The sequence below is a fragment of the Actinacidiphila guanduensis genome (assembly GCF_900103985.1).
Classification (GTDB): domain Bacteria; phylum Actinomycetota; class Actinomycetes; order Streptomycetales; family Streptomycetaceae; genus Actinacidiphila; species Actinacidiphila guanduensis.
In genome coordinates, this window is record NZ_FNIE01000029.1 from 1 (window position 1) to 24,881 (window position 24,881).

Here is a 24,881-nt window from a genome sequence, read left to right on the forward strand (position 1 = left end):
CGGGACAGGTCGCCGATGCCTTGTGCGGATTGGGCGACGTTGGGCAGGACGGTGCGCATCTGCCGGGTGAAGTCGGAGAACTGGTCGGCGACGGGCCCGCCGAGGGAGTCCAGGACGCCGGTGGTGGCGGGGTCGATCTCCTGGGTGAGTTTTTCCAGGTGCTGGGCGGAGGTGTACCAGGCCTGGGCCAGGACCTGCATCTTGTCCTCGTCGCCCTTCGGCCAGGACTGACCCATCGCCAACTCGGCCACCCAGTCCAACTCAGGCGGCAGATCGATACTCACGAGCGGTCGCTCCCGCACACGCGCATTCGAGGGCCCCTCCCGGCGGCCGCGCCGTCGCGGCCGATCCCCGCGCCCGCCGGCAACGGCCGAACGAGGCGCCATCGCCAGGTAACACCCTCGTTAACGGGACGTCACGAAGTCGGTCCGGGAAACGGCCCGTTCGTCTGCCGAGGCTGCCCGTACGGCCCTGGACGCGCCGCGGCCACGGGGGTTGCGACCGCGCCGTCGGCCCCGCACAACGACGATCCCCGCAACTCCCGTGACTCCAGGGTGTTGCGGGGATCAGGCGGGGGTCAGGCCGGGGTCAGGCCGGGATCGCCCCCGTCGCCAGGAGCCGGTCCAGGGCTTCCTGGTAGGGGGCGACGGCCAGGCCCTGGGCGGCCACCCAGGAGTCGGCGTAGTAGGTGTCCAGGTAGCGGTCGCCCGGGTCGCAGATCAGGGTGGCGACGCTGCCCTCGCGGCCGGCCGCGCGCATCTCGGCCGCGATCCGCAGCGCGGCCCACAGGCCGGTGCCCGTGGAGCCGCCCGCCCGGCGGCCGGTGAGGCGTTCGAGCAGCCGCAGGGCGGCGATCGAGGCCGCGTCGGGGACGCGCATCATGCGGTCGATGATGTCGGGCAGGAAGCTGGGCTCCATGCGAGGGCGGCCGATGCCCTCGATGCGGGAGCCGCCCGTGCGCACCATGCCGGGGTCGCCGCTGAGCCAGCCGTCGAAGAAGGCCGAGTTCTCCGGGTCGGCGACGCAGATGCGGGTGGCGCGCATGGTGTAGCGGACGTAGCGGGCGAGGGTGGCCGACGTGCCGCCGGTGCCCGCGGTGGCGACGATCCACTCGGGTTCGGGGTGGCGCTCGCGGTCGAGCTGGTGGAAGAGGGACTCGGCGATCGAGTTGTTGCCGCGCCAGTCGGTGGCGCGCTCCGCGTAGGTGAACTGGTCCATGTAGTGGCCGCCGCTGGCGGCGGCGAGCCGGACCGCGGCGGCGTGCACGTCGGCGGCGGAGTCCACCAGGTGGCAGCGGCCGCCCTGCTCCTCGATGAGCCGCTGCTTGGCCCGGCTGGTGGTGCGCGGCACCACCGCGATGAAGGGCACCCCGATCAGGGCGGCGAAGTACGCCTCGGAGACGGCCGTGGAGCCGCTGGACGCCTCGATCACCGGGCGGCCGGGCGCGATGCGGCCGTTGCACAGGGCGTAGAGGAACAGCGAACGGGCCAGCCGGTGCTTCAGCGAGCCGGTGGGGTGGGTGGACTCGTCCTTCAGGTAGAGGTCCACGCCCCAGTCGTCCGGCAGCGGGAAGCGCAGCAGGTGGGTGTCGGCGGAGCGGTGGGCGTCGGCGCGGACCCGGCGGACCGCCTCGGTGGTCCAGGCCCGGCGCGCGTGGTCGGAGCGGTCGACGTCGAGCGTGGTGGCGGCGGCGAGGCCGGCGGCCTGTCGGGCGCCCGCGGACCCCTCACGCACCGTGGATCACGGTCTCACGGGTGCCCGCCGCGACCTCCAGGACGGTCTGGAAAGGCACCTGCTGCCACAGCGGCGCGGGCTGCGGCCAGCCCTGGGAGGCGACGAGGGTGACGCCGCCGGCCTCGCGGTAGTGCAGCTGGAAATACGTTTCGCCACGCCGCTGGATGACCTCGGAGGCCGGGTCGTGGTCCTGGTATGCGTGCAGCGCGTCGGGGGTGAGCAGCAGGCAGTTGAGGGCGACGTGGCGGTCGGCGAGCAGCCGCACGTCGGCGGCGGTCTGGGTGATGGCCTTGGCCGGCGGCGTGCCGGCGTCCATCCGGGTGCGCGCGGCCAGGTAGTAGCGCTCACTGTCGGTCTGGCCCTCGGCTCCGGCCAGCAGGCGCGGGTCGATGGAGGGGACGAGGCAGTCGCGGGGCTGGTAGTCGCCGTTGTGGACGAAGGCGGCGCGGGTGTCGCCGAAGGGGTGGGTGTTGCCCGGCGAGACCGGCAGGCCGGGGCTGGCCATGCGCAGGTGCACGATGGCCATGTCGGTCACGCAGGTGTCCAGGAAGGCGCGCAGCCGGTCGCTGGTGTCCCCGCGTTCGGGCGCCTTGGTGATGCGGATCGCTCCGTCCGGGGCGCGGTGGGCCACCCCCCAGCCGTGCTCGTGCTCGCAGGCCAGGTCGAGGAAGGGCGCGAGGTCGTCGCCGACCAGCTCGCCGATGGGTGCGGGCTCGTCGGCGACGACACCGAGGAAGCGACACATAGGTGGATCTCTTTCTGTGCAGGCCGAAATCGGCTCGCTGGCGGGTACCCGTGCGGGCGCGCCGGAGTGGGCGGTCCCCGGATCGCGGGGACCGCCCGTCCGGCGCGCCGGTCCCCGGAAGGGGAGAGGTCGGGGACCGGCGCGGGGTGCCGGGCCGGGGCGGAGCCGGCCGGGCGGGCAGGGGGCGGCGGTGGCGGCTGGTCAGACCGTCGGCCGCCCCCGGGTGGGTGAGGGGCCGCCCAGGCGCCGCTCCAGCCATCCGGCGGTGCCGGCGAGCGCGGTGTTGACCAGGACGTAGACCACGGCGACGACCAGGTACGCCTGGACGACGGTGTGGTCGAACTCGCCGAGCACCTTGGCGGCGTTGAGCAGTTCGAGGAAGCTGACGACGTAGCCGAGCGTGCTGTCCTTCAGCAGCCGCACCAGCTGGCTGACCAGGGCGGGCGCGGTCTGCCGTACCGCCTGCGGCAGGACCACCAGGCGCATCGCCGTCCAGTGGTTCAGGCCCAGCGCGTAGGCGGCCTCGGTCTGGCCGCGCGGCAGGGCGCGCACGCCGGAGCGGAAGATCTCCGCGAAGACCGCCGCGTTGGTGAACACGATCGGCCACACCAGCTGCCAGAACAGCGGCAGGTGGACGCCCGCGGTGGGCAGGCCGAACAGGAAGGCGTAGATGAGCAGCAGCAGCGGGACGGCGCGCAGCACCTCGACGTAGACGGTGGCGGGCCAGCGCAGCAGCGGGGTGCGGGCGAGCCGGCCGAGGGCGAGCAGGGCGCCCAGCGGCAGCGCGATGGCGCCGCTGACCAGGGTGACCCGCACGGTGGCCCACAGCGCGGTGAGCAGGTAGTGGAGCACCGGCCACTGGCCGAAGATCCGCCACTGCGCGGCGTGCAGCTGGCCGTGCGCGTCGAACTGGTGGACAACCGCCCAGGCCAGGGCGGCGAGCGCGAGCAGGGAGACCGCGCTCGCCACCGCGATCCGGCGCCGGCCGCGCGGGCCGGGCGGGTCGAACAGCCCGTCGTCGGCGCCGCCGACGGCTTCCAGCAGGGCGGTCAGCCGGCCCGGCCGCGGCGGTGCGGTGGCGGGGACAGCCGGCTGCCCGGTCGAAGCGTGGGCCGCGCTGTGCGCGCTGTCCGCGCTGCCGGGGGTGCCGGAACTCTCCGGCAGCCCGCTGCCGGCGGCCTTGTTGTGCAGGACGGGGGTCATCGGGTCACCGCCATCTTCCGGTCCAGGAAGCCGGCCAGCCGGCCCACGCACAGCGCGATGGCGACGTAGGCGACGGCGGCGGCTCCGAAGGTGACCAGCGGCTGGGCGTACTGCTGGTCGAGCAGTTCGGTCTGGCCGGTCAGCTCCTGGGTGACGCCGACCGCCGCGGCCAGCGAGGAGTTGAGCGTCACCGCGATGAGCAGGGAGGCGGCCGGCTGGATGATCGAGCGGGCGGCCTGCGGCAGGACCACCAGCCGCAGGGTCTGCCCGAAGCCCAGGCCCAGCGCCCGGGCGGCCTCGATCTGCCCGCGGGGCACGGCCCGCACGCCGGCCCGCAGGACCTCGCAGAAGAAGGCCGCCCAGTACAGGCTCATCGCCGTCACGGCGGTCCACTGCAGCGAGTAGACGATGCCGATCTCGGGCAGGCCGAAGACGAACAGGGTGAGCAGCACCAGCAGCGGGATGCTGCGCAGCACGGCGACGTACAGCCGTGAGAAGACGCGCAGCGGCAGCACCGGGCTGATCCGGCACACCGCGAGGACGGCGCCCAGCAGGGCGGCCAGCACGAAGGTGCAGGCGCTGATCTCGGCGGAGACGCGCAGTCCGCTGCCGAAGACCCCGATGTGGTCGGCGATGAGTCCCACGGCGATCAGCCCACGGCGGGCGGGGTCGGCACCGGACCGGGCACCTCGGTGCCGACGGTGGCCTTCCACACCTTGGCCCAGGTGCCGTCGGCCTCGACCTTCTGCAGCCAGGTGTTCACGAAGTCCTTGAAGTCGGGCTCGTCCAGCGGCAGTCCGATGCCGTAGGGCTCCTTGGTGTAGGTGCCGGGCAGCACCTGGACGTCCTTGTTGGTGACCGCGTTGCCGGCGAGGATGCCCTGGTCGAGGACGTAGGCGTCGGCGCGGTGCTGGCTGAGCGCCTGGACGCACTCGGTGTTGGTGTCGAAGAGCTGGATCTTCGCCTTGGGGGCCGCGGCCTTGACCGCGGTGGGCACGGTGGAGCCGGACTCGGTGACCACGGTCTTGCCGTTGAGGTCGGCGAGCGAGGAGATGCCGGTGGTGCCCTTGCGGACCTCGATCGCCAGGCCGTCCTGGTAGTACGGGCCGGCGAAGGCGACCTGCTTGGCGCGCTCGGGGGTGATCGTGTAGGTGGCGAAGACGGTGTCCACCTGGTGGCCCTTGAGCAGCGCCTCGCGGGTCTGCGCGGTGACGTTGACCAGGTCGGTGGACGGCTTGCCGATGATGTACTTGGCGAGCAGCTGGGACATGGCCGCGTCGAAGCCCTCCACCTTGCCGGTGGTGGGGTCGAGCAGGGAGAACAGGGCGGCGGTCTGGGTGCCGCCGACCCGCAGGGTGCCCTGGGCCTTGATCCGGGCCGCGGTGGAGCCGGGCTTGATGTCGGTGGCCGGCTGCTCGGCGGCGATGAGGGCGGCGACGGTGTCGGTGTCGCTCTTCACGGTGGCCTTGCCGGCGTTGCTGCCCGGCACCGCGGAGGAGCCCGAGGAGCTGTTGGAGGAGCAGGCCGTCGCGAACAGGGCGGCGGCGGCCAGGGCGCCTGCGGCCAGGGCTCTGCTGCGGGCCGAACGCGGCAGGGACGGGATGGCGTTCATGGGGAAGGTTCCTTGTCTGGCGTTGCGGAGGCGGTGCGGCCCGCGGGCCGGTTCCGCGCCCTCCGGTTGGCGCGGTCGCGGTGCGGGCCGTCCCGTCGAACGGGCAGGGCGGCGTACGGGCGGTGCGGGTGCGGGTCTTGAGGGGTGCGCGTGTGCCGGGTTGCTCGTGGACTGCTGCGGGGAGGTGCTCGGGCGGGGCGGCCTCGGTGCTCGTTCGGTGCCCGCCCGGGCGTCCCGCTCAGTGTTTGCTCAGCGGTCGGTCAGTGCTCGGTCAGTGCTTGCTCGGTGCCGGCTCGGTGCCGGCTCAGTGCTGGAGCACCTTGGACAGGAAGTCCGCGGCGCGTTCGTGGCCGGGGTCGGCGAAGAACTCGGCGGGCGGGGCGGAGGTGAGGATGCGGCCGGCATCCATGAAGACCACCCGGTCGGCGACCTTGCGGGCGAAGCCCATCTCGTGGGTGACCACGATCATGGTCATGCCCTCGGCGGCCAGTTCGGCCAGGACGTCGAGCACTTCCTGGATCATCTCGGGGTCGAGCGCGGAGGTGGGCTCGTCGCACAGCAGCACCGAGGGCTCCATCGCCAGGGCACGGGCGATGGCGACGCGCTGCTGCTGGCCGCCGGACAGCTGCGCCGGGTGGGCGTCGGCCTTGTCGGCCAGGCCGACCCGGGCCAGCAGCCGCCGGCCGCGCTCCTGCGCCTCGGCCTTGGCCACCCCGCGCACCTTCACCGGGGCGAGGGTGATGTTCTGCAGGACGGTCAGGTGCGCGAAGAGGTTGAAGGACTGGAAGACCATGCCGGCCTCGGCCCGCAGCTTCGACAGCGCCCGGCCCTCGGCGGGCAGCGGCACGCCGCCGACCTCGATGGTGCCGGAGCTGATCGTCTCCAGGCGGTTGACGCAGCGGCACAAGGTGGACTTGCCCGACCCCGAGGGGCCGATCACGGCGACGACCTCACCGCTGTGCACGTCGAGGTCGACGTCGTGGAGAACCTGGACGCCGCCGAAGTGCTTGTTGACACCGCGGATGCGGACGAGGGGGGTGCGGGGGGCCTGGTCGGAGGGAGCGCCGGGAACGGCGTCGGCCAGGGCATCGGAAGGGGTCACGGGAGAACTCCTGCGGCAGTGCGCCGGGTTGCGCTTGCCCGGCTATTCCAGCGGTTCCGGTTGCGTTCGTCCAACGAGACTTTTTTCGTTCTTCCATCAATCGTTTTTATGATGCGCCCATGGACGTCCAGCAGTTGCGGGTGCTGACCGAGGTCGCGCGCACCGGCTCCTACACCGCCGCGGCCCAGGTGCTCGGCTACACCCAGCCCGCCGTGAGCTACCAGATGCGCCGCCTCCAGCAGGCGGTGGGCGCTCCGCTGGTGGTGCGGGTGGGCCGCGGGCTGCAGCTCACCGAGGTCGGGCATGTGCTGGTGCGGCACGCCGACGCGATCTTCTCGGTGATGCGCGCGGCCGACCAGGAGGTCGCCTCGGTGGTCGCACACGGTGGCGGCCTGGTGCGGGTGGTGGCCTTCCAGAGCAGCTGCGTGACGCTGATGCCCCGGGTGATCCAGCAGTTGGGGGCGGCCCGGCCCGATGTGCGGGTCACGGTGGAGCAGGCCGAGCCGGTGGAGGCGCGCCGGCTGATCCGCACCGGCGAGGCGGACCTCGGACTGCTGTGCAACTGGGAGAACGAGGAGTTGCCGGAGGGTGAAGAGACCATGCTGCGGCTGGAGTTGATGACCGACCGCCGCTTCGTGGTGATGCGCGAGGACCACCCGCTGGCCGGCCGGCCCACCGTGGACCTGGCCGAACTCGCCGAGGCGAACTGGGTGATGGAGAGCTTCCGGGACCGGTTCGTGGCCGCGTGCACCAACCTCGGCTTCGCGCCCCGGGTGGTGGCCACCGTGGACGACGCGCTGGCCATCCAGGCGCTGGTGGCCTCCGGACTCGGCGTCAGCATGATGAGCGAACTCGCCCTGCACGCCCACGTGTTCCCCGGCCTGGCCTGCCGGCCCCTGAGCAACTGGCCGCTGCGCCGGACCTATCTGCTGCTGTGGCCGGACATGCTCCAGGTGGCGGCGGTGGCCGCCGCGGTGCGGGTGATCCGCGCCACCGCCCAGGAGGTCGCGGCGGCCGGTCCGACGATCGGTCAGGCGCCCCCGAGCGGGGGTTGACAAGGAGTCACCGGTGGCGTTGTGTTACGTCACAAGCAAAGCCGCTACCGGCCGGTCCGCCCCCTTCGGGCGCCGGCCCGGCAGCACCCCGGTCGCCCGCGCTCCGCACCTCGCGGTGGGCGGCGGCCGTCTCGCACAGCGGGCGAACTCCGGCGCCCGCTGGGCACCCCCGGCCCGGCCGCCTGCCTGCGGACCGGCGGACGGGTCCCGCCCGCCCGCCGCCCCGTACTCCGGCCCCGGACCGGGAGCCGGACTGCTCCGGCATACCGCCGCACCGCGGTGGCATGCGGGACCGGTGCGGGCAGGCAGGGCGGAATTCGGCGAATTCCGCTTTTCCGGCCCGTGAACGTTCCGCGGAGCGGCTCCGTATGAACATCCGATGTCGGTTCACGCGTCCCGCGCTACAGCGCACGTCACTCAGCTGACATATTTGTTGATCAAAATCTTGTTCAGGGGTCAACGACCTGCCCCACCGGTCCGGTACCGCGTCGACCAGCGTGCACCGGATGTGGGTCGTTGGAGCATCCCCCCGAACGCCGGAGAGGAGACACGGATGGCTCTCGCCAGTCCGCGCGGTGCCGCCCCCACCGCCCCCGTCACCGCCCATCAGGCCGGGCAGACGCAGGGCCGGACTGCCCCGGCCGTGCTGCGCCGACCGCCCCGCACCGCCGCGCCGGCCCGCACCGCCGGGCACGGCACCCACCCCGCGGCCGGGGACCCCGGCCCCGCCGAGCCGGCCCGCCCCCAGGGCGGCCGTGACGCCGCCGGTCCCGAAGAGGGCGAACACCCGCAGCACCCCGGGAATCCCGGGCCCGGCGTCCCGCCCGCCGCGCTGCCCGACCGGGACGCCCCCGCCGCGGAGGGCACCGCCGACAGCCCCGGCACCGTACGGCTCGCCGTGCACACCGCCGACCCCATCACCCGCCTCGCGCTGGTCAGCTACGTCCGCCAGTTCCCGCACCTGGCGCTCACCCGCTGGGGCGCGGCCGCCGACATCGTGGTCGCCGCGCTGGAGAACCCGGACGCCGCCGCGATCGGCGCCCTGCGCCGCCAACTGCCGGGCGACCCGCAGCTGCTGCTCATCGTGGAGGGCGCCTGGACGGCCAACCTGCACTCGGCGCTGGACGCCGGGGTGCGCGCGGTCATCTTCCGGCACGACTTCACCTGGGACCGCTTCGGCGAGGCACTGCGCCAGGTGCAGGCCGGCCACGGCGACCTGCCGACCGAGCTGCAGGGCCGGCTGATGGACCAGGTCCGCCAGACCCACCGCGAGGTGCTCACCCCGCGCGGCCTGACCCCCGGCGGCCTCACCCTGCGCGAGGCCGACGTGCTGCGCCTGGTCGCCGAGGGCTACGAGCTGCAGGACATCGGCTCGAAACTGGGCTACTCCGAGCGCACCATCAAGAACGTGCTCTACGGGGTGATCAAGCGGCACCGGCTGCGCAACCGCGCCCACGCGGTGGCCTACGCGATCCGGTGCGGCCTGATATGACCCCCGCGGCGCATCTGTCGCACCCGGCTGCACGCACGGCGCCCTTCGGTGCCGTGCGTGCGGCCGCGCACCCCGCCGCACCGGCCGCGGCCGCCGCCTCCTGCGCGGCGGCCGCGGCCGGTGCGCTGCCGTATCCGGGCAACCAGCCGAAAGGACAGGCCCGTTGAGCACCACCGTGGTCCGTCGCACCCCACGTACCGAGGGCCCGCAGCTGCCCGAGGGGCAGGTCGAACTCGCCGAGCCGCCCTCCCTCGGCGAGCCCGCGCTGGCGGATGTCAACTCCGCGCTGATGTACCTGCCGATGGGTCTGGGCAGCGGCGCGATGATGCTGATGTTCTCGCAGGGGCGGCCGGGCCCGACGACGTACATGATGTCGGGCATGATGGGCGCCTCGATGGCGAGCATGGCGCTCACCCAGCTGGGCCGCACCGGCGGCGAGCGGCGCCGCAGGATGCGCGCCGAGCGGCGCGACTACCTGCGCTACCTCGCCCAGAAGCGGGGCCAGGCGCGGCAGGCCGCCGCCGAGCAGCGGGCCGCGCTGCTGTGGGACAACCCGCCGCCCGGGCAGCTGTGGACGCTCGCCTCGGGCGAGCGGCTGTGGGAGCGCCGGCCCAGCCACGACGACTTCGCGCGGGTGCGGATCGGCACCGGCACCCGGCGCGCCGCGCTGGAGTTCCTGCCGCCGCAGACCCGCCCGGTGGAGGACCTGGAACCGCTGTCCGCGGTGTCGCTGCGCCGCTTCACCCGGGCCCACCAGCGCGTCCCGCACCTGCCGGTGCCGGTGGCGCTGCGCCGCTTCACCAGCGTGGAGTTCGCCGGCTCCGGCACGGCCGCGCTCGGCCTGATGCGTTCGATGATCGGCCAGCTGGCGGTGCTGCACGCCCCCGACGACCTGCGGATCGCGCTGCTGGGCGGGGAGTTGGCGGCCGCGGAGTGGGAGTGGCTGAAGTGGCTGCCGCACAACGCCCACCCGCAGGAGTCGGACGCGGCCGGGCCGCTGCGGCTGGCCGCCGCCGACCACGACGAGCTGCTGGAGCTGCTCGGCGCCGAGGTCCGCGACCGGCCCGACCACGACCCGGAGTCCCAGCCCAGCACCGCGGAGCCCTTCGTGGTGGTCGTCGCCCAGGACACCCGGCTGCCGGAGGGCTCGCGGCTGCTGGGCGCCGGGATGCGCAACGTGGTGCTGCTGGACGCCACCGGTGTGCTGCCGGGCGGCGAGAAGGTGCTGCGGCTGACGATGCGCGACGGCGAGGCGGAGTACCCCTCGGGCGACGGCACCGCGACCGTGGCCGCCGACGCCTTCAGCCGCAACTCCGCCGAGACCCTGGCCCGCACGCTCGCGCCGCTGCGCACCAGCGGCTCGATCGACCTGGTCGACCGCTCGCTGGACTCCGACTTCGAGCTGACCACCCTGCTCGGCCTGCGCGACCCCCACACCTTCGACGTGGCGACCTCCTGGCGGCCGCGGCAGGCGCAGGCGGCACGGCTGAAGGTGCCGCTGGGCGTCACCGAGGACGGCGAGGTGGTCGAGCTCGACCTGAAGGAGTCCGCGCAGGGCGGCATGGGCCCGCACGGCCTGCTCATCGGCGCCACCGGCTCCGGCAAGAGCGAACTGCTGCGGACGCTGGTGATGGGCCTCACGGCCACCCATTCGTCCGAGGTGCTCAACCTGGTGCTGGTGGACTTCAAGGGCGGCGCCTCCTTCCTCAACATGGAGCGCCTGCCGCACACCTCGGCGGTCATCACCAACCTGGCCGACGAGATCCACCTGGTGGACCGGATGCGCGACTCCATCAACGGCGAGATGGTCCGCCGCCAGGAGCTGCTGCGCTCGGCCGGCTACTCCTCCCTGTTCGACTACGAGAAGGCCCGGCTGTCGGGCGCCAGCGGCCTGACCCCGCTGCCCTCGCTGCTGATCATCGTGGACGAGTTCTCCGAACTCCTCGCGTCCAAGCCGGAGTTCGTGGACCTGTTCGTCTCCATCGGGCGCCTCGGCCGAAGCCTCGGGGTGCACCTGCTGCTCGCCTCGCAGCGCCTGGACGAGGGCCGCATCCACAAGGTCGAGGGCCACCTGTCCTACCGGGTGGCGCTGCGCACCTTCTCGGCGATGGAGTCCCGCAGCGTCATCGGCGTCGCCAACGCCTACGAGCTGCCCTCCGCGCCCGGCAACGGCTACCTGAAGGTGGACACCACCAACCTGGTGCGCTTCAAGGCCGCCTACGTCTCCGGGCCCGCGCCCGCCCCGCCGGCCCCCGGCGAGGAGGCGGCCGGGCCCGACCCGGTCGGCGAGATCGCTCTGTTCGGGTTGGGCCGGCTCGGCCCGTCCCGGCCGGTCGAGCAGCCGCAGCCGGCTGCCGCGCCCGAGCCCGCCACCGGTCCGGCGGAGCCCGGCGCCGGCGACGAGACACTGCTGGAGCTGCTGGTGCGCCGGCTGGAGGGCAGCGGACCGCCGGCCCGCCAGGTGTGGCTGCCGCCGCTGACCGACTCCCCGAGCCTGGACGAGCTGCTGCCCGGCATCGTGCCCGACCCGGTGCGCGGTATGAGCGCGGCCGGCCACCGCGGGGCGCCGCTGTCACGGGTGCCGCTCGGCACGGTGGACCGCCCCTACGAGCAGGCCCGCGAGCTGCTGGTGGCCGACCTGTCCGGGCCGGACGGGCACGTGGGCCTGGTGGGCGCGCCGCAGACCGGCAAGTCCACGCTGCTGCGTACCCTGATGCTCTCCCTCGCGCTGACCTGCACGCCGCAGGAAGTGCAGTTCTACTGCCTCGACTTCGGCGGCGGCCTGGTCTCCACCGGCGGCCTGCCGCACGTCGGGTCGATCGCCGGGCGGCTGGACCGGGACCGGGTGCTGCGCACCATCGCCGAGATCGGCCAGCTGCTGGAGCGCCGCGAGCAGGACTTCGCCGCCCACGCCCTGGAGTCGATGGCCGCCTACCGCGCCCAGCGCGCGGCCGGCACCATCGAGGACCCCTACGGCGATGTCTTCCTGGTGGTGGACGGCTGGGCGACCCTGCGCTCGGAGTACGAGGAGCTGGAGCCGGTCGTCCTGGACATCGCCGCGCGCGGCCTGGCGTTCGGCGTGCACGTGGTGGCCTCGGCGGTGCGCTGGTCGGAGATCCGGCCGCGGCTGCGCGACCTGCTGGGCACCAAGCTGGAACTGCGGCTCGGCGACGCGATGGAGTCAGAGCTGGGCAGCCGTACCGCGGCGACCGTGCCGCACCAGCCGGGCCGCGGCCTGGTCGCCTCCGGGCACCACTTCCTGTCCGCGCTGCCCCGGATCGACGGCTGGTCGGGCGCCGACGACCTGACGGCCGCCACCAAGTCCGCGGTCGCCGAGATCGACACCTTCTGGAGCGGGCCGCGCGCGCCCGAGGTGCGGCTGCTGCCGGCCCGGCTGCCCGCGGACAAGCTGCCCTCGCCGCCCACCGACGCCGCCGACCTGCGGCTCGCGCTGGGCCTCGACGAGCAGCGGCTCGCCCCGACCTGGCACGACTTCGGCAGCACCCCGCACCTGACGGTCCTGGGCGACGGCGAGACCGGCAAGACCAACGTGCTGCGGCTGGTCATCCGCGGCATCCTGTCCCGCTACACCTCCGACGAGGCGCGCATCCTGGCCGCCGACCCCGGCCGCGGCCTGCTGCGCGAGATCCCCGAGGCCTACCGGGTCGGCTACGCCGTGGACGGCGACGGCCTGAGCCAACTCGCCCAGTCCGCCGCCACCTCCGTCAGCAAACGCCTGCCCGGGCCGGACATCAGCCCCGAGCAACTGGCCCTGCGCGACTGGTGGCACGGGCCGCGGCTGTTCGTACTCATCGACGACTACGACCTGTTCGGCGGCATGCCCGGGGCCCCCTCCCCCATGGCGCCGCTGGTGCCGCTGCTCGCCCAGGGCCTGCACATCGGCCTGCACCTGGTGGTCGCGCGCAGCGCCTCGGGCGCCGGGCGGGCGATGATGGACCCGGTGCTGCGCCGGCTGTGGGAGCTGGGCAACCCCGCACTGCTCTTCTCCTATCCGCGTGAGGAGGGCAAGTTCCTCGGCGAGGCCAAGCCGCGCACGCTGCCGCCGGGCCGTGCCCAACTCGTCACCCGCCGCTCGGTCGGCCTGGTCCACACCGGACTGGTCACGCCCGCCTGACCCCCCGGTGCACCCGGCCGCCCGCCGGGTGCACCACCACACCACAACCGCACCGCCCGTACCGAAGTCCCCTCCCGTTCCGTCCCCTCCGTATCTGTCCTCCTCCGCCCTCCTGCCGCGCCGCGGACCCAGCCCCACCAGCGGGCCGCGGCGGACCGATCCCCGCTGGAGCCACCCTTGACGACGTCAACGCCCCCACCGCCGACGCCGACCGCCGATGTCTGCCGTGTCACCGTGGACGGCCCGGCCGGCCGCTCCGACCTGGCACTGCCGGTGACCCTGCCGATCGCCGCCCTGCTGCCGGTGCTGCTGCGGCACGCCGGCATGCCGGACGGCGACGGCCGCACCTGGGTGCTCCAGCGGCTCGGCGAGGAACCCCTCGACCCCGACGGCACCCCGCAGACCCTGGGCCTGCGCCACGGCGACGTGCTGTGGCTGCGGGCCGCGGAAGAAGCGCTGCCCGCCCTGCACTTCGACGACGTCGCCGACGGCGTCGCCCATGTTGTCAGCGGCCGGCCCGGCCGCTGGAGCCCGGCCGCGACCCGCGTGCTGGCCCTGGTCGGCGCCGGGCTCGCCCTGCTGGCGCTCGCCGCCGGGCTGCTGGCCGCGGGGCCGGGCGCGGCCGCCGCCTCGGCGGCCGGCACCGCCGCGGTGCTGCTCGCCGCGGGCGCGGTGACCGCCCACCGGCTCGGCGCCCACCCCGCCTGCGCCCTGGTCGCCGCCTCCGGCGCCCTCGGCTTCGGCGTCCTGGCCGGCCTGGTCACCCCCGACGACTCCCACGGCGGCTTCCGGATCGGCACCGCCGCCCTGCTGCTCGCCGGCGCCTGGACGCTCCTGGTCGCCGGGGCGCTGCTCGCGCTGCGGGCGGTGCCGCCCGCGCTGCCCGGCTCGGTGCTGCTGCTCGCCGCGGCCGCGGCGGGCGCCTGCGGGCTGGGCGCGGCCGGCTGCTCGCCCGGCCAGGCGGCGGCCCTGACGGCCGGCGTGATGTTCCTGCTCAGCCACCTCGGGCCGCGCACCGCGCTGCGCCTGGCCCGGCTGCGCGCCCCCCAACTCCCGCACAACGCGGACGAGTTGCAGCAGGACATCGACCCGCAACCCGAGGAGCGGCTGCGCGCGCGGACCGCGGTGGCCAGTGTGCTGCTGGACACCCTCGCGATCGCCTCGGCCGCCTTCTACCTGGCGGCCTGGTGGCTGGTGGCCCAGCGCACCGACTGGACCGGCTGGGTCGTCCCGCTGGTCTTCGGTGTCGCCGTGCTGCTGCGGGCCCGCGAACTGACCGGCGTCGTCCAGCGGGTGACCACCGCCATCGGCGGCGCGGGCGGCCCGGTGGCCGTCGCGCTGCTGACCGCGGCGCCGCACGGCACCGGGGTGCGCCTGGTGGTGCTCGCCGGGCTGCTGCTGGCCGCCGCGGGCCTGCTGGTGGCCGCCGAGCGGCTGCCCGGCAGCCGGCTGCTGCCGATCTGGGGCCACCTCGGCGACATCGGCGAGTGGATCACCACCATCGCGCTGGTGCCGCTGCTCTTCGAAGTGGTGCACACCTACAGCCACATCCGCGGCCTGGCCTGAGGGGGGGCGGACGTGCAGACCCGACGCGACCACCTGCAGGCGTACCAGTTCGCGGTCGGCCGGCTGGCCACCGCGCTGGTCACCGGCGACACCGGCCGCGGCACCGGCCCCACCCGGCGCGGCACGCTGGGCACCTACTTCGGGGTGCTGCTGGTCGTCCTGCTCTGCGCCGGCTTCGGCGTCTACGGGCTGATCAAGCCGGTGCAGAAGGACACCTGGCGCAAGCCGGGCTCGATCATCGTGGAGAAGGAGACCGGCAACCGCTACCTGATGGTCGACGGCACCCTGCGGCCGGTGCTCAACTACGCCTCGGCGCTGCTGCTCACCGGCTCCTCCGGCACGGTGCGCACCGTCTCGCGCGACGTGCTGTCCAAGGTGGCGCACGGCGGCCCGGTCGGCATCCCCGACGCCCCCGACTCGCTGCCCGCGGCCGGCGACGTGCTCTCCGGCGGCTGGGCCCGCTGCCTGCGGCCGGGCGCGCTCGGCGAGGTGCTGGACCTCGCGCCCTCGCACGTGGCGAAGGTCCCGGCGGGCGCGCAGGCCGTGCTCACCGCGAACGGCGGCGCCCGCTACGTGCTCTTCCAGGACGTGAAGTACCCGGTGCCCGACGCCTCGGCGCTGATCGCGCTGGGCCTGGACGGCGGCCGGCTGCTGCCCGCCCCCGACAGCTGGCTGGCCCGCGTGCCCACCGGCCCGCCGCTGGCCGCGCCCGCGATCCCGAAGGCGGGCACGCCCGCCGGCAAGGTCGGCGGCCAGGCGGTGAAGGTCGGCCAGCTCTTCCGCACCCCGGCCGACGCGGGCGGCCACACCTATGTGATGCTCGACGACGGCATCGCACCCGTGACGGCCACGCAGTTCGCGCTGCTGGCCGCCCGGCCGGGCGCCGCCGCGGTGCGCACGGTGGACGCGACCTCGATCGCGGCCTCGCCGGTGTCCAAGGCGGGCCTGCCCACCCGCGGCCTGCCCGAGGTGCTGCACGCCCCGCAGGCCCGTACCGGCAACGCGGCCCTGTGCCTGCGCCAGACCACCAAGGGCGCCGGGCTCACCCAGCAGGTGGTGCTGGAGACCGGCGCGGCCGGCACCACGACCCGTCAGGTGCTGATCCCGCCGGGCCACGGCCTGCTGGTGCTCGACCAGGACCAGATCAGGGCCGGCAACCACAACCCGCAGTCGTACCTGGTGGACGAGCAGGGTGTGGTGTACCCGCTGGGCGACACCGGGGCGGCCCCGGCGCTGCGGCTGAGCGGGCCGTCGACGGCGATGCCCGAGGACGTGATGGCCCTGCTGCCGCGCGGCCCCGTGCTGGACGCCCAGGCCGCCGCGGCGGACGTCCCGGCGTCGGCCCTGACCTCCGGCGGCGGGACCGGCGGCGGGCAGGACTCCGCGCGCCTGCCGGCGGCAGCGGGCAAGGCGTCGAAGTCCTCCTACGAGCAGGAGACCGACGGGCCGGCGGCGACGGCCGTCCCGCGGACGGGGTCGGCGCGGGAGCCCGCGGTGCTCGACGAGGCGTCCCCGTACGGGCCGGGCGCCGGCGGACCGGGGGCAACGGGGGCAGGGGCGGCACCGGCCGTCCTGCGGACGGAGATCCGGCCGCCGGCCGGTGACACAGCGGCGGTCCGTGACGGGGCCGCGGACGGCGGGAAGGGCGGGCGGCGGCAATGAGGATGCGCCTCGACAGCAGTGCCGTGTCCGGTGCGCGGGCGGGCCTGCGGGTCCGGCCGCTGGGGAACGCCCTGCTGGTGCACCGCAAGGGCGAGCCCGACCCGGTGGTGGTCGCCTTCACCCAGGCGCTCGCGCCGGACCCCCAGCACCAGCTCGTCGTCGTGGATCTGCCGCCGGGGGCCGACCGGCGGGAGTGGGAGGCGGTGCCCAAGGCGCTGCCGGGCGCGGCGGCCGGGGTGCGGATCGTCTTCAGCCGGGCGGTGCCGCCGCAGGTGCGCGCCTTCGGGCAGGCGGCGGCCGACCGGCTCGGCAGCACCGTGCTGGTGCCGGACGGGGCGGTGCGCACAGTGCCGGACGGCGGCCTGTTCGTGCCCCATGACGCGGGCGCGGGGTGGCTGCGGCACCGCCCGAAGCGCGCGGCGGCGTACGACTCGCGGCGCTTCCCGAAGCCCGCGTGGGAATACGCGGTCGCGGACCGGCCGTGGAGCACCGCGCCGCACGCGGTGGTGGAGCCGACGGCCAGCGGCATCTGGCTGCGCGGCCACGCGCCGGGCTCGGCGGGCGGCCGGCACTGGCTGGTGGACCGGATCGCCGGCAGCGTCGAGGTGCTGACGGCGGTGCTGGGCAGCCCCGGCGGCCCGCCGGTCGAACTGCCGGACGCGGTGCGGGTGTGGCACAGCGTGCTGCCTTCCGCGCGGCCCTGGGTGCGCTTCCTGCAACTGGGCCCCGTGACGCTGCCGGAGGGGGTGGAGTCCCTCGGCCAGGGCCTGGCGGACAGCACGGGCGAGCAGGTCGTCTTCTACACGGGCCTGCCGGCGCTGCCGCTGGTGGCCGAGCAGGCCCGCTACGTGGAGGTGCCCAACCGGGACGGGACGGCGGCGTGGCGCCCGTTCGCGGGCGAGGTGGTGTACTACCCGTCGGCGGGGGCCGTCCCGCCGGCGCCGACGCTGCTCGGGGTGCGCTCGCCCGTGACGGGCGCCGCCGAGGAGACGGGCCGGGTCTTCGCGTACGGGCACGGCACCGTGCTGGAGGTGGTGCAGAGCGGACTGTGGCTGCGCCCGCCGGCGGAGCCGGTGGGGGGCGACGCGGTCCGCCGGGTGACGGCGGCCCCGGGCCGCGCGGTGATCCTGTACGACCGGAGCACCCCGGAGACGGGCGAGTTGCTGCGCGGGCTGGCCGAGGACATGCTGCGCCAACTGGACCCGACACTGCGGGACGCCTTCCGGGTGGCACCGGCGGACGCGCCGGGGGCCGCGCTGGGCTGGAGCGTCCAGGAGTGGTGGTCGGCGACGCCCGCCATGGAACCGCCCGCGGCCCACGGCCACCTGCGGGAGGAGCGGGCGGCGGCGCACCACTCGGCGGCGGGACGGCAGGATCCGGGCCCGGCCGCGGCCCACCACCCGGCGGCTGCACCGACGCATACGGGGCCCCATGCGTCCCGGCTCCCGCAGCAGCAGGCCCCGTCGACGGAGACCCAGGGCCCACCGGCGGAGCGGTCGCCCTACGCGCGCCCCATCGAGGCCCCGCCCCTGACGGCGAACGGCACGGAGTACGCCCCGGCCGCCCCCCAGCAGGCGACATCCGCGGGGCCGGCGGGCACGGCGCCCCAGCCGCCGGCCGGCCCCGCTTCCCCACAGCCCCCGCACCCCGGGGCCCAGGGGCAGCCCCACGGCCACGTCCCGCCGCCCGGCCACCCGGAGGGCCCCCCGCCGGCCTATCCACCGGCCCACCTCCCGGCCCAGCCGCAGGACCACCCGGGAGGTGGTGATCCGCGGCCGGGCCCGCCGGAGGGCCAACCGCCGCAAGCAGGCGGTGGGGGCCCGAGTTCGCCCCCACCGCCGACACCACCGGACACACCCCCGCACCCGGAAGGACCGCCTCCACCCCAAGGCCCCGCCACCGCACCGGATTCCGCTCCGCCCCCTGCCCCACCGCAGGCGGCGGAGTCCGGCATGTCCGGCCCCTCCCCGGCCCGGCTCCCCCGACTCACGGAAACGGCGGCGCCGTTCGACCCGGTGACGCCCAACACCCCCGTCCAGGCCCCGCCTTCACCCCCGGGCCCGCCCCCGGCCACCCCGCCGCGCCCCGCGCCGGCCAACCCCGTGAGCCCGGCCGGCCCGACGAGTCCGGCCACCCCGCCGAGCCCGGCGACCCCGGACGCCCGGGTCACCCCCGCGGCCCCGGGCACGCCCGCGAGCCCGGCGAACCCGATCACCCCAGCGGGCCCGGACGCCCGGCAGGCCCCGCCGAGCCCGGTCGATCCGCCGATCCCGGGCGCCCGGGTCACCCCGCAGACCCCCGCGAGCCCGGCGGCTCCTGACGCCTCGGGCACCCCGCGGAACCCGATCGCGCCGCAGATCCCCGGCACCCGGCAGAACGCGGGAACCCTTCAGGCCGAGGGCGCCGGACACGGCACCCCGGTGCCGAACGCCCCTGGCCCTGCCCCCACTTCGCCCGCTCCCGCGACCCCCGCGGCCGTCCCCCCGCCTCCCACCGGCCAACCGACCCCTTCCACACCCCCAACCCCCGTCCCCCGTACGGGAGATGCCCCACCCCCGCGGCCGCCCGCCCCCGCCCTGCCCATCGGCATCCGTCTGGAGTCCTCCGGCACGCCCGCCCCGACGGCCCCCGCCGCCCCGGCCGGAGGCGCCCCGCAGGCAGGCGGCGGCCCCGGCGACGCCACGCCCGCGCGCTCCCAAGGAGCCCCGGCCGCCCAGGGAACCCCCGGCACCGGACGGGTTCCGACCGTCCCGGGCACCCCCCAGGTGCAGGGGACCGCCCCCCAGGCGGCCCCGGGCACCCCGCAGGACCCGGCGAACCGCCCCTCGGAGGCCGCCGGCCAGGGCGTCCGCGTGCAGCCCGTCCCCCCGGGCGGCGCCACCGCCGTGCCGCCCGAGCGCGGGCTGGAGAAGGAACGTGCCTGGCTGCGCAAGACGTTCAGCAGCCAGTTCGGCGCGCTCGCCGGCTCGGTGTCGAGGGTGATGTCGGAGTCCCCGGGGCTGCGCTCCGGTTCGCGCGAGGAGGGCGCGGACACCCTCACCGACCTCGTCGCGGTCCGGCTCTACCTGGGCGGCGACCACGACCAGGTGGACGCCGCCGTGCGCCGCGCCAACCCGGGGCCGCACGTCCCGCTCGCCCGCTGCGTGACCGCGGGCCTGCGCCGGCTGCCGTCGTACCGCGGCGCCGCCCTGCTGCACGCGCCCGTCACCGCACAGGAGCTGGGCTGGTACCGGGAGGGGAGGGTGGCCACCGAGTGGGCCTTCTGCCGTGCCTGGAGCGCGCCGTATCGCGTGCCCGGGGACGATGTGCTGTTCCTGGTCTGGTCGATGACGGCCCGCCGCACGCGGCTGCTGGACCCGGCCCAGCCGGACCGCGTGCTGTTCGAGCCCGGCACGCGGTTCCGGGTGCTGCGCACGGACCCGGGCACGCCCGCGGCGGTGCTGCTGCGCGAACTGTCGCCCTCCGAGCCGGACGAGCCGGCGCCCGCGGCCGCCGGCGACGAGGACCGGGCGGCCAGCCGGTCCGCCGCGCTGGACGCCCTGGCCCTGGTCGGCCTGGAGAAGACCCTCACCGCTCTGCGCGGCGCGAAGCCCGAGGGCGAGCCGCCGCCGCCCGGCACCCCGCCGGGCCTGCTGCCGCCGTACGCGGCGGCTCCCACCCGGCCGCCGAAGGGCCGGCCGGGCGCCGGCACGGCGAAGGGCCCGCAGGCGAGGCGGCCGGGCGCACCGGGCGCACCGGGCGCACCGGCCACTACGAGCAGTACGTCGAACAGCACGTCGAGCAGTAAGGGAGCACGCAGGTGATACGGCAGGTGCTGTACGTCGCGCCGGACCGGCAGGGCGCGTACCGGTCGATCGGCGCGGCGCTCGCCGACGCCCGGGAGGGCGCGCTGATCACGGTGGCGCCGGGCCGCTACACGGAGAACCTGCACATCACCACCCCGGTGACGGTGGCCGCGCAGGACAGTGCCCAGCCGCCGGAGGTGCACGCGCAGTCGGGCAGCACGGTGGTGCTGGACGCGGAGGCGGTGCAGCTGTCGCGGCTGGTGCTCAGCGGGGCCGACCGCGAGGCCCCGGTGCTGGACGTGCGGCGCGGGCAGGCGGCCCTGGACGGCTGCCGGCTCGCCGGGGAGGCGTGGGCGGCGGTGCTCACCTGGCACGAGGGGGTGCTGGCGCTGCGGGACTGCGAGCTGACCAACGCCCGCGGCGCGGGCATCGTGGTGACCTCCGACCGGCCGAACGTGGTGGAGCGCACCCGGGTGTTCGACGTGGGCTCCTCCGCGGTGGTGGTGGCCGAGGGCGGCCGGCTCGCGGTGCGCGGCTGCACGCTGCAGCGCGCGCAGGGCAACGGCGTGTGCGCCAACGGCCGCAGCTCGGTGGCGGTGGAGGACACCTCGGTCGAGGACTGCGGCAAGCCGGCGCTGGCGGTGGAGCAGGAGGCGTCGGCGTCGCTGCACGACGTGCGGGTCTCCGGCAGCGCGACCCTGGACGCGTATCTGACCAGCAGCGGCGAGACGGTCCTGTCGGGCTGCCGCTTCACCGGCGCGGGCCGCCAGGCGGTGCACATCGGCGCGGGCGCCGTGCCGCTGCTGCGGGACTGCTCGGTGGAGGGCGCGGGCGAGGTCGCGGTGCAGGTCGCCGCGGGCGCGCGGGCGCGGCTGCAGGAGTGCACGCTGTCGGACGTGCCGGTGGGCGTCGGGGTCGCGGCCGACGCCGAGGTGGAGTGCACCGGCCTGGTGGTGCGCGGGGCCGGGCAGGCCGCGGTGCGGGTGGACGGCGCCGGGCTGCTGCGGGCCGAGCGGCTGACCGTCGACGGCGGCGAGGGGCAGCGCGGCACCGGCGCGGTGGTCCGCGACGGCGGCCGGCTCGAACTGCGCGACGCCGAGGTCGCCGCCCACGCGGGCCTGGAGCTGGCGCAGAGCGCGCGGGCGGAGCTGGCCTCGGTGCGGGTGCGGACCGGTGGCGGCACGTGCCTGTCACTGGCGCAGGAGGCGCAGGCCGACCTGTCGGGCTCGGCGGTCACCGGCGCGGTGGTGGTGGCCACCGACGCCCTGCTGACCGCGCGCGAGACGGAGTTCGCGGGGGCGGACGGCGACGGGGTACGGCTGGTGTCGGGCGGGCAGTTCGTCGCGACCGGCTGCCGGATCACCGGTGCCCGCGGCCACGGGCTGCACGTGACGGCGGGCTGCCGGGCGGAGCTGACCGCGTGCGCGGTGCGCGACAACGGCGGCGACGGGGTGCACTCCCGGACCGACGAGCCGGTGGTGCTCAACGACTGCGACATCCGCGACAACGGCGGCCGGGCGGTGGGCGACGGCAACGCGCCGGCCGCGGGCCGCAAGGGTCCCGCCCGCTCCGGCGGCGACCGGGCGCCGGGCGGCGAGGACACGCTGGGCCCGGCGGAGGGGGGCGGCGGCGCGGCCGGCCGGGCCCGGCTGGTGGGCCCGACGGCCGAACTGGAGGCGCTGGTCGGCCTGGAGAGCGTCAAGCGCGAGGTCACCGGCCTGATCAACCTCAACCAGATGGCCCAGCGGCGCCAGGAGATGGGCCTGCCGATGCCGCCGATGAGCCGCCACCTGGTCTTCGCCGGCCCGCCCGGCACCGGCAAGACCACCGTGGCCCGGCTCTACGGCGCGGTGCTGGCCGAGTTGGGCATCCTGAGCCAGGGCCACATCGTGGAGGTGGCCCGCGCGGACCTGGTGGCGCAGATCATCGGCGGCACCGCGATCAAGACCACCGAGGTGTTCAACAAGGCACTCGGCGGCGTGCTGTTCATCGACGAGGCGTACACGCTGACCAATCAGTCCCGCGGCACCGGGCCCGACTTCGGGCAGGAGGCCGTCGAGACGCTGATGAAGCTGATGGAGGACCACCGCGACGAGATCGTGGTGATCGTCGCGGGCTACTCCAAGCAGATGGACCAGTTCCTGGCCTCCAACCCCGGCATGGCCTCGCGCTTCACCCGCACCGTGGAGTTCCCCAACTACAGCCCGGACGAGCTGGTCACCATCGCCCGCGGGCTGTGCGCCAAGCACTACTACGAGCTGTCGCCCACCGCGCTGGACGCGCTGGTGCGCTACTTCGAGGACGTGCCCAAGAGCGACACCTTCGGCAACGGCCGGGTGGCGCGGCAGATCTTCGAGGAGATGATCAGCCGCCAGGCGTCCCGGCTGGCCGCCGAACCGCCGCAGGACGACAGCGAGTTGAGCGTCCTGCAGGGCGAGGACGTGCCGGTGGTGGAGGAGCGGGCGGCCGGCGGCGGCCAGGAGCAGGCCGGCTCCGGCGGCTCGGCGCTGCGCCGGCTGGCCGGCATGATCGGGCAGCAGGCCGCCCGCGACGCGCTGACGGCCCGGCTGCGGCGGCTCGCGGCCGCCCGCGGCGCCGAGAAGCCGCCGATGCCGCGCGCGGCGAGCGTGGCCCTGGAAGGTGCGCCCGGCGCGGGGCGGGCCGCGCTCGCCGCCCTGTACGCGCGGGCGCTGGCCGAGCAGGGCGTCATCGCGCACGGCGCGGTGCTGCGGGTGCCGCTCTCGCAGGTGCCCGCGCGCTGGCCGGAGCAGCCGGCGGTGCGGCTCGCGGCCTCGGTCGCCGAGGCCGAAGGGGGCGTGCTGCTGGTGGAGTTCGACCCGCCCTTCGGCAAGCGGCCGCAGGGCGAGCAGGAGGCGGTGCTGGACGCGCTGACCGGCGCGGTGGGCGTGCCCGGCGCCCCCGTGCTGGTGCTCAGCGGCACCCCGGACATGCTGCCGGTGCTGCGCCGCCGCAGCCGGCTGGCCTCGGCGCTCGCGGAGTACGTGCGGCTGGTGCCCTACACCCCGGCGGAGCTGGTGGCGCTGGTGGACGGCCGGCTGGCCGACTCCGGCTTCTCGCTGGCCGAGGACGGGGCGGCGGCGCTGGCCGAGGAGTTCGCCCGGCGGCCGCCGGCCGGCTCGGTCTTCGGCGCGCACCGGCTGGCGGACCTGATGGCCTCGCGCTGCGAGGCGCGGGCGGTCGGCGCGGCGGACCTGTACGCCGTCGGGGTCGTCACGCCGCCGGTCGAGCCGGTCGGCGGGGGCGCCGTACCGGAGCCGGCGCCCGGGCCCGAACCGGTCCCGGCGGGGCCGTGACCGGCCGGGGCACGGACAGGCAGACTTTCCAGACCGTTGGGCAGCGCGCCCGCCGTCTGCGGCGGCGGGCGCCGCTCGCCGACCACCATGGACGCTGACCGCACGAGTGGGCGCCGCCGGGCGCGGCGCCTCCGACGAGAGGAAGTGGTATGGCCCCCACCCAGGTCGATATCCAGGGAATGACCGCCGCCCAGGGCACCTTCCAGACCGCCCTGGACGAGACGTCCAACTCCTACGCGCAGATGGACGGCCAGATCATGGGCCTCCAGGCGAGCTGGCAGGGCGACGCGGCGAACATCTACCACAACGCCATGCAGGAGTGGCTGAGCGACTTCTCGAAGGTCAACGCCGCCCTGCAGCGCATGCTGGAGCAGCTGTCGGCGAACACCGGCGTGTACGCCAACGTGCACTCCGACACCCAGGACCAGGCCAACCGCGTCGCGCAGACCATGAGCTCGGGCGGCGGCCTGCCCAACTTCCCGATCTGACCCGCACGTCCGGCAGCCTCCGTACCCCCCTCCACCTGCCATCCCCCAGCTTTCCACCAGCCCCCCACCGGGCGCCGCCCTCGTAAGGAGCCAGCACCGTGGCCACATACAACGTCGACATGAACCAGGTCGAGTACATCGTCGGTGAGATGAACACCATCACCCAGCGGATCAACTCCACGCTGGAGGACCTGGACAACCAGTCCAAGATGAACCTGAGCGAGTGGACCTCCGACGCGCAGGCCGTCTACGCCGAGGTCAAGGCGCAGTGGGACGCCGCCGCCGCGGACATGACCCAGAAGTCGCAGATGGCCACCCAGATGCTCGGCACGATCAATGAGTCGTACGGCAACGGTGAGCGCCAGGGCATGGGTATCTGGGGGAAGTAGACCGTGGCTGTCGTCAACCCCAACGCCGGCCGGCATCCCAAGCCGGTCTACCAGAAGGATCCGGTCCCCTACGGCGGACCCACCCAGGTCACCCCCGACCACGACACCTTCACCGACACCACGGGCACGTTCGTCCCGCCGAAGGTGCCCACCGGTGGCGGCTCAGGCGGCAAGAAGACGGCGGTCGACACCGACGCCCTCGACCTGTTCGCCAAGAACATGGACGCCCTGGTCAAGCCGGTGCAGGACGCCGTGACGTACCTCCAGGACAACACGGACGTACGGGCCGGCGCCTTCTACCACGGCAACACGATCCGGACGAACCTCAACGGTCCGAACGCCGACGGCGGGCTGAAGAAGGCCGTCGGCTCGGTGCTCAGCGACCTGGCGCAGGGCATCACGGACATCGCCACCGGAGTGCGCGCCATCTCGGCGAAGTACAAGTCGATCCACGACGACACCGTGCTGAAGGCCACCGACGTGCAGACCTACATGCAGAAGGCGCAGGGCGACTTCGACGGCCTGGTCAAGGACGGCGGCGGGTCGAGCGGCAGCGGCAGCAGCTGACCGGTAACCCGGGGCCACCGGGGTCGGCAGAG

17 protein-coding genes are annotated in these 24,881 nt (G+C 75.4%); 10 read left to right on the forward strand and 7 right to left on the reverse strand.

From position 1 onward, the window contains the following. From BLR33_RS33735 to BLR33_RS33765, 7 genes are all read right to left on the reverse strand, one after another. The coding region (locus tag BLR33_RS33735; RefSeq protein ID WP_143031814.1) for a WXG100-like domain-containing protein at positions 1-284 on the reverse strand (284 nt) is incomplete at its 3' end. A gap of 304 nt (positions 285-588) precedes the next feature. Continuing rightward, positions 589-1,734, reverse strand: a complete 1,146-nt coding sequence (locus BLR33_RS33740) for a PLP-dependent cysteine synthase family protein (protein ID WP_093788779.1) — start codon at positions 1,732-1,734, stop codon at positions 589-591. Then, positions 1,727-2,479: a class II glutamine amidotransferase gene (locus BLR33_RS33745; protein ID WP_093788781.1), complete on the reverse strand. Its 753-nt coding sequence runs from the start codon at positions 2,477-2,479 to the stop codon at positions 1,727-1,729. The genes BLR33_RS33740 and BLR33_RS33745 overlap by 8 nt, the downstream gene beginning before the upstream one ends. A gap of 201 nt (positions 2,480-2,680) precedes the next feature. Further along, on the reverse strand, positions 2,681-3,682 hold the full coding sequence (locus BLR33_RS33750; RefSeq protein WP_093788783.1) for an amino acid ABC transporter permease: 1,002 nt from the start codon (positions 3,680-3,682) through the stop codon (positions 2,681-2,683). Then, on the reverse strand, positions 3,679-4,326 hold the full coding sequence (locus BLR33_RS33755) for an amino acid ABC transporter permease (protein ID WP_093788819.1): 648 nt from the start codon (positions 4,324-4,326) through the stop codon (positions 3,679-3,681). The genes BLR33_RS33750 and BLR33_RS33755 overlap by 4 nt, the downstream gene beginning before the upstream one ends. Before the next feature lie 5 nt (positions 4,327-4,331). Continuing rightward, positions 4,332-5,294 carry a glutamate ABC transporter substrate-binding protein gene (locus tag BLR33_RS33760; protein WP_093788785.1) on the reverse strand — a complete coding sequence of 321 codons (963 nt, stop codon included), beginning with the start codon at positions 5,292-5,294 and terminating at the stop codon, positions 4,332-4,334. 304 nt (positions 5,295-5,598) lie between these two features. Continuing rightward, a complete protein-coding gene (locus BLR33_RS33765) occupies positions 5,599-6,378 on the reverse strand; it encodes an amino acid ABC transporter ATP-binding protein (RefSeq protein ID WP_093788821.1) in 780 nt (259 codons plus the stop codon). 137 nt (positions 6,379-6,515) lie between these two features. Between BLR33_RS33765 and BLR33_RS33770 the strand changes: the two genes are divergently transcribed. From BLR33_RS33770 to BLR33_RS33815, 10 genes are all read left to right on the forward strand, one after another. After that, positions 6,516-7,451: a LysR family transcriptional regulator gene (locus tag BLR33_RS33770; protein WP_093788787.1), complete on the forward strand. Its 936-nt coding sequence runs from the start codon at positions 6,516-6,518 to the stop codon at positions 7,449-7,451. A gap of 553 nt (positions 7,452-8,004) precedes the next feature. Then, positions 8,005-8,943: a LuxR C-terminal-related transcriptional regulator gene (locus BLR33_RS33775; RefSeq protein WP_093788789.1), complete on the forward strand. Its 939-nt coding sequence runs from the start codon at positions 8,005-8,007 to the stop codon at positions 8,941-8,943. 163 nt (positions 8,944-9,106) lie between these two features. Next, positions 9,107-13,078: a type VII secretion protein EccCa gene (gene eccCa, locus BLR33_RS33780; protein WP_093788791.1), complete on the forward strand. Its 3,972-nt coding sequence runs from the start codon at positions 9,107-9,109 to the stop codon at positions 13,076-13,078. A gap of 177 nt (positions 13,079-13,255) precedes the next feature. After that, a complete protein-coding gene (gene eccD, locus BLR33_RS33785; protein ID WP_176930775.1) occupies positions 13,256-14,644 on the forward strand; it encodes a type VII secretion integral membrane protein EccD in 1,389 nt (462 codons plus the stop codon). A 12-nt stretch (positions 14,645-14,656) separates the two neighbouring features. After that, positions 14,657-16,306: a type VII secretion protein EccB gene (gene eccB, locus BLR33_RS33790; RefSeq protein ID WP_093788795.1), complete on the forward strand. Its 1,650-nt coding sequence runs from the start codon at positions 14,657-14,659 to the stop codon at positions 16,304-16,306. A gap of 23 nt (positions 16,307-16,329) precedes the next feature. Next, a complete protein-coding gene (locus BLR33_RS35525; RefSeq protein WP_176930777.1) occupies positions 16,330-20,109 on the forward strand; it encodes a hypothetical protein in 3,780 nt (1,259 codons plus the stop codon). Continuing rightward, positions 20,106-23,405: a right-handed parallel beta-helix repeat-containing protein gene (locus tag BLR33_RS33800; RefSeq protein WP_093788799.1), complete on the forward strand. Its 3,300-nt coding sequence runs from the start codon at positions 20,106-20,108 to the stop codon at positions 23,403-23,405. Before BLR33_RS35525 ends, BLR33_RS33800 begins: the two co-directional genes overlap by 4 nt. Positions 23,406-23,554: 149 nt before the next feature. Beyond that, positions 23,555-23,893, forward strand: a complete 339-nt coding sequence (locus BLR33_RS33805; RefSeq protein WP_093788801.1) for a WXG100 family type VII secretion target — start codon at positions 23,555-23,557, stop codon at positions 23,891-23,893. Positions 23,894-23,991: 98 nt separating this feature from the next. Continuing rightward, the gene (locus BLR33_RS33810; RefSeq protein ID WP_093788803.1) at positions 23,992-24,282 is read left to right on the forward strand and encodes a WXG100 family type VII secretion target; all 291 of its coding nucleotides are present in this window, start codon (positions 23,992-23,994) and stop codon (positions 24,280-24,282) included. Positions 24,283-24,285: 3 nt separating this feature from the next. Continuing rightward, positions 24,286-24,849: a hypothetical protein gene (locus BLR33_RS33815; protein ID WP_093788805.1), complete on the forward strand. Its 564-nt coding sequence runs from the start codon at positions 24,286-24,288 to the stop codon at positions 24,847-24,849. The last annotated feature ends 32 nt before the right edge of the window (positions 24,850-24,881 follow it).

Coding starts and splice junctions, on each gene's coding strand:
- BLR33_RS33805 (WP_093788801.1), top strand. CDS start 23,555: ATGGCCCCCACCCAGGTCGATATCCAGGGAATGACCGCCGCCCAGGGC.
- BLR33_RS33745 (WP_093788781.1), bottom strand. CDS start 2,479: ATGTGTCGCTTCCTCGGTGTCGTCGCCGACGAGCCCGCACCCATCGGC.
- BLR33_RS33770 (WP_093788787.1), top strand. CDS start 6,516: ATGGACGTCCAGCAGTTGCGGGTGCTGACCGAGGTCGCGCGCACCGGC.
- BLR33_RS33760 (WP_093788785.1), bottom strand. CDS start 5,294: ATGAACGCCATCCCGTCCCTGCCGCGTTCGGCCCGCAGCAGAGCCCTG.
- BLR33_RS33775 (WP_093788789.1), top strand. CDS start 8,005: ATGGCTCTCGCCAGTCCGCGCGGTGCCGCCCCCACCGCCCCCGTCACC.
- BLR33_RS33750 (WP_093788783.1), bottom strand. CDS start 3,682: ATGACCCCCGTCCTGCACAACAAGGCCGCCGGCAGCGGGCTGCCGGAG.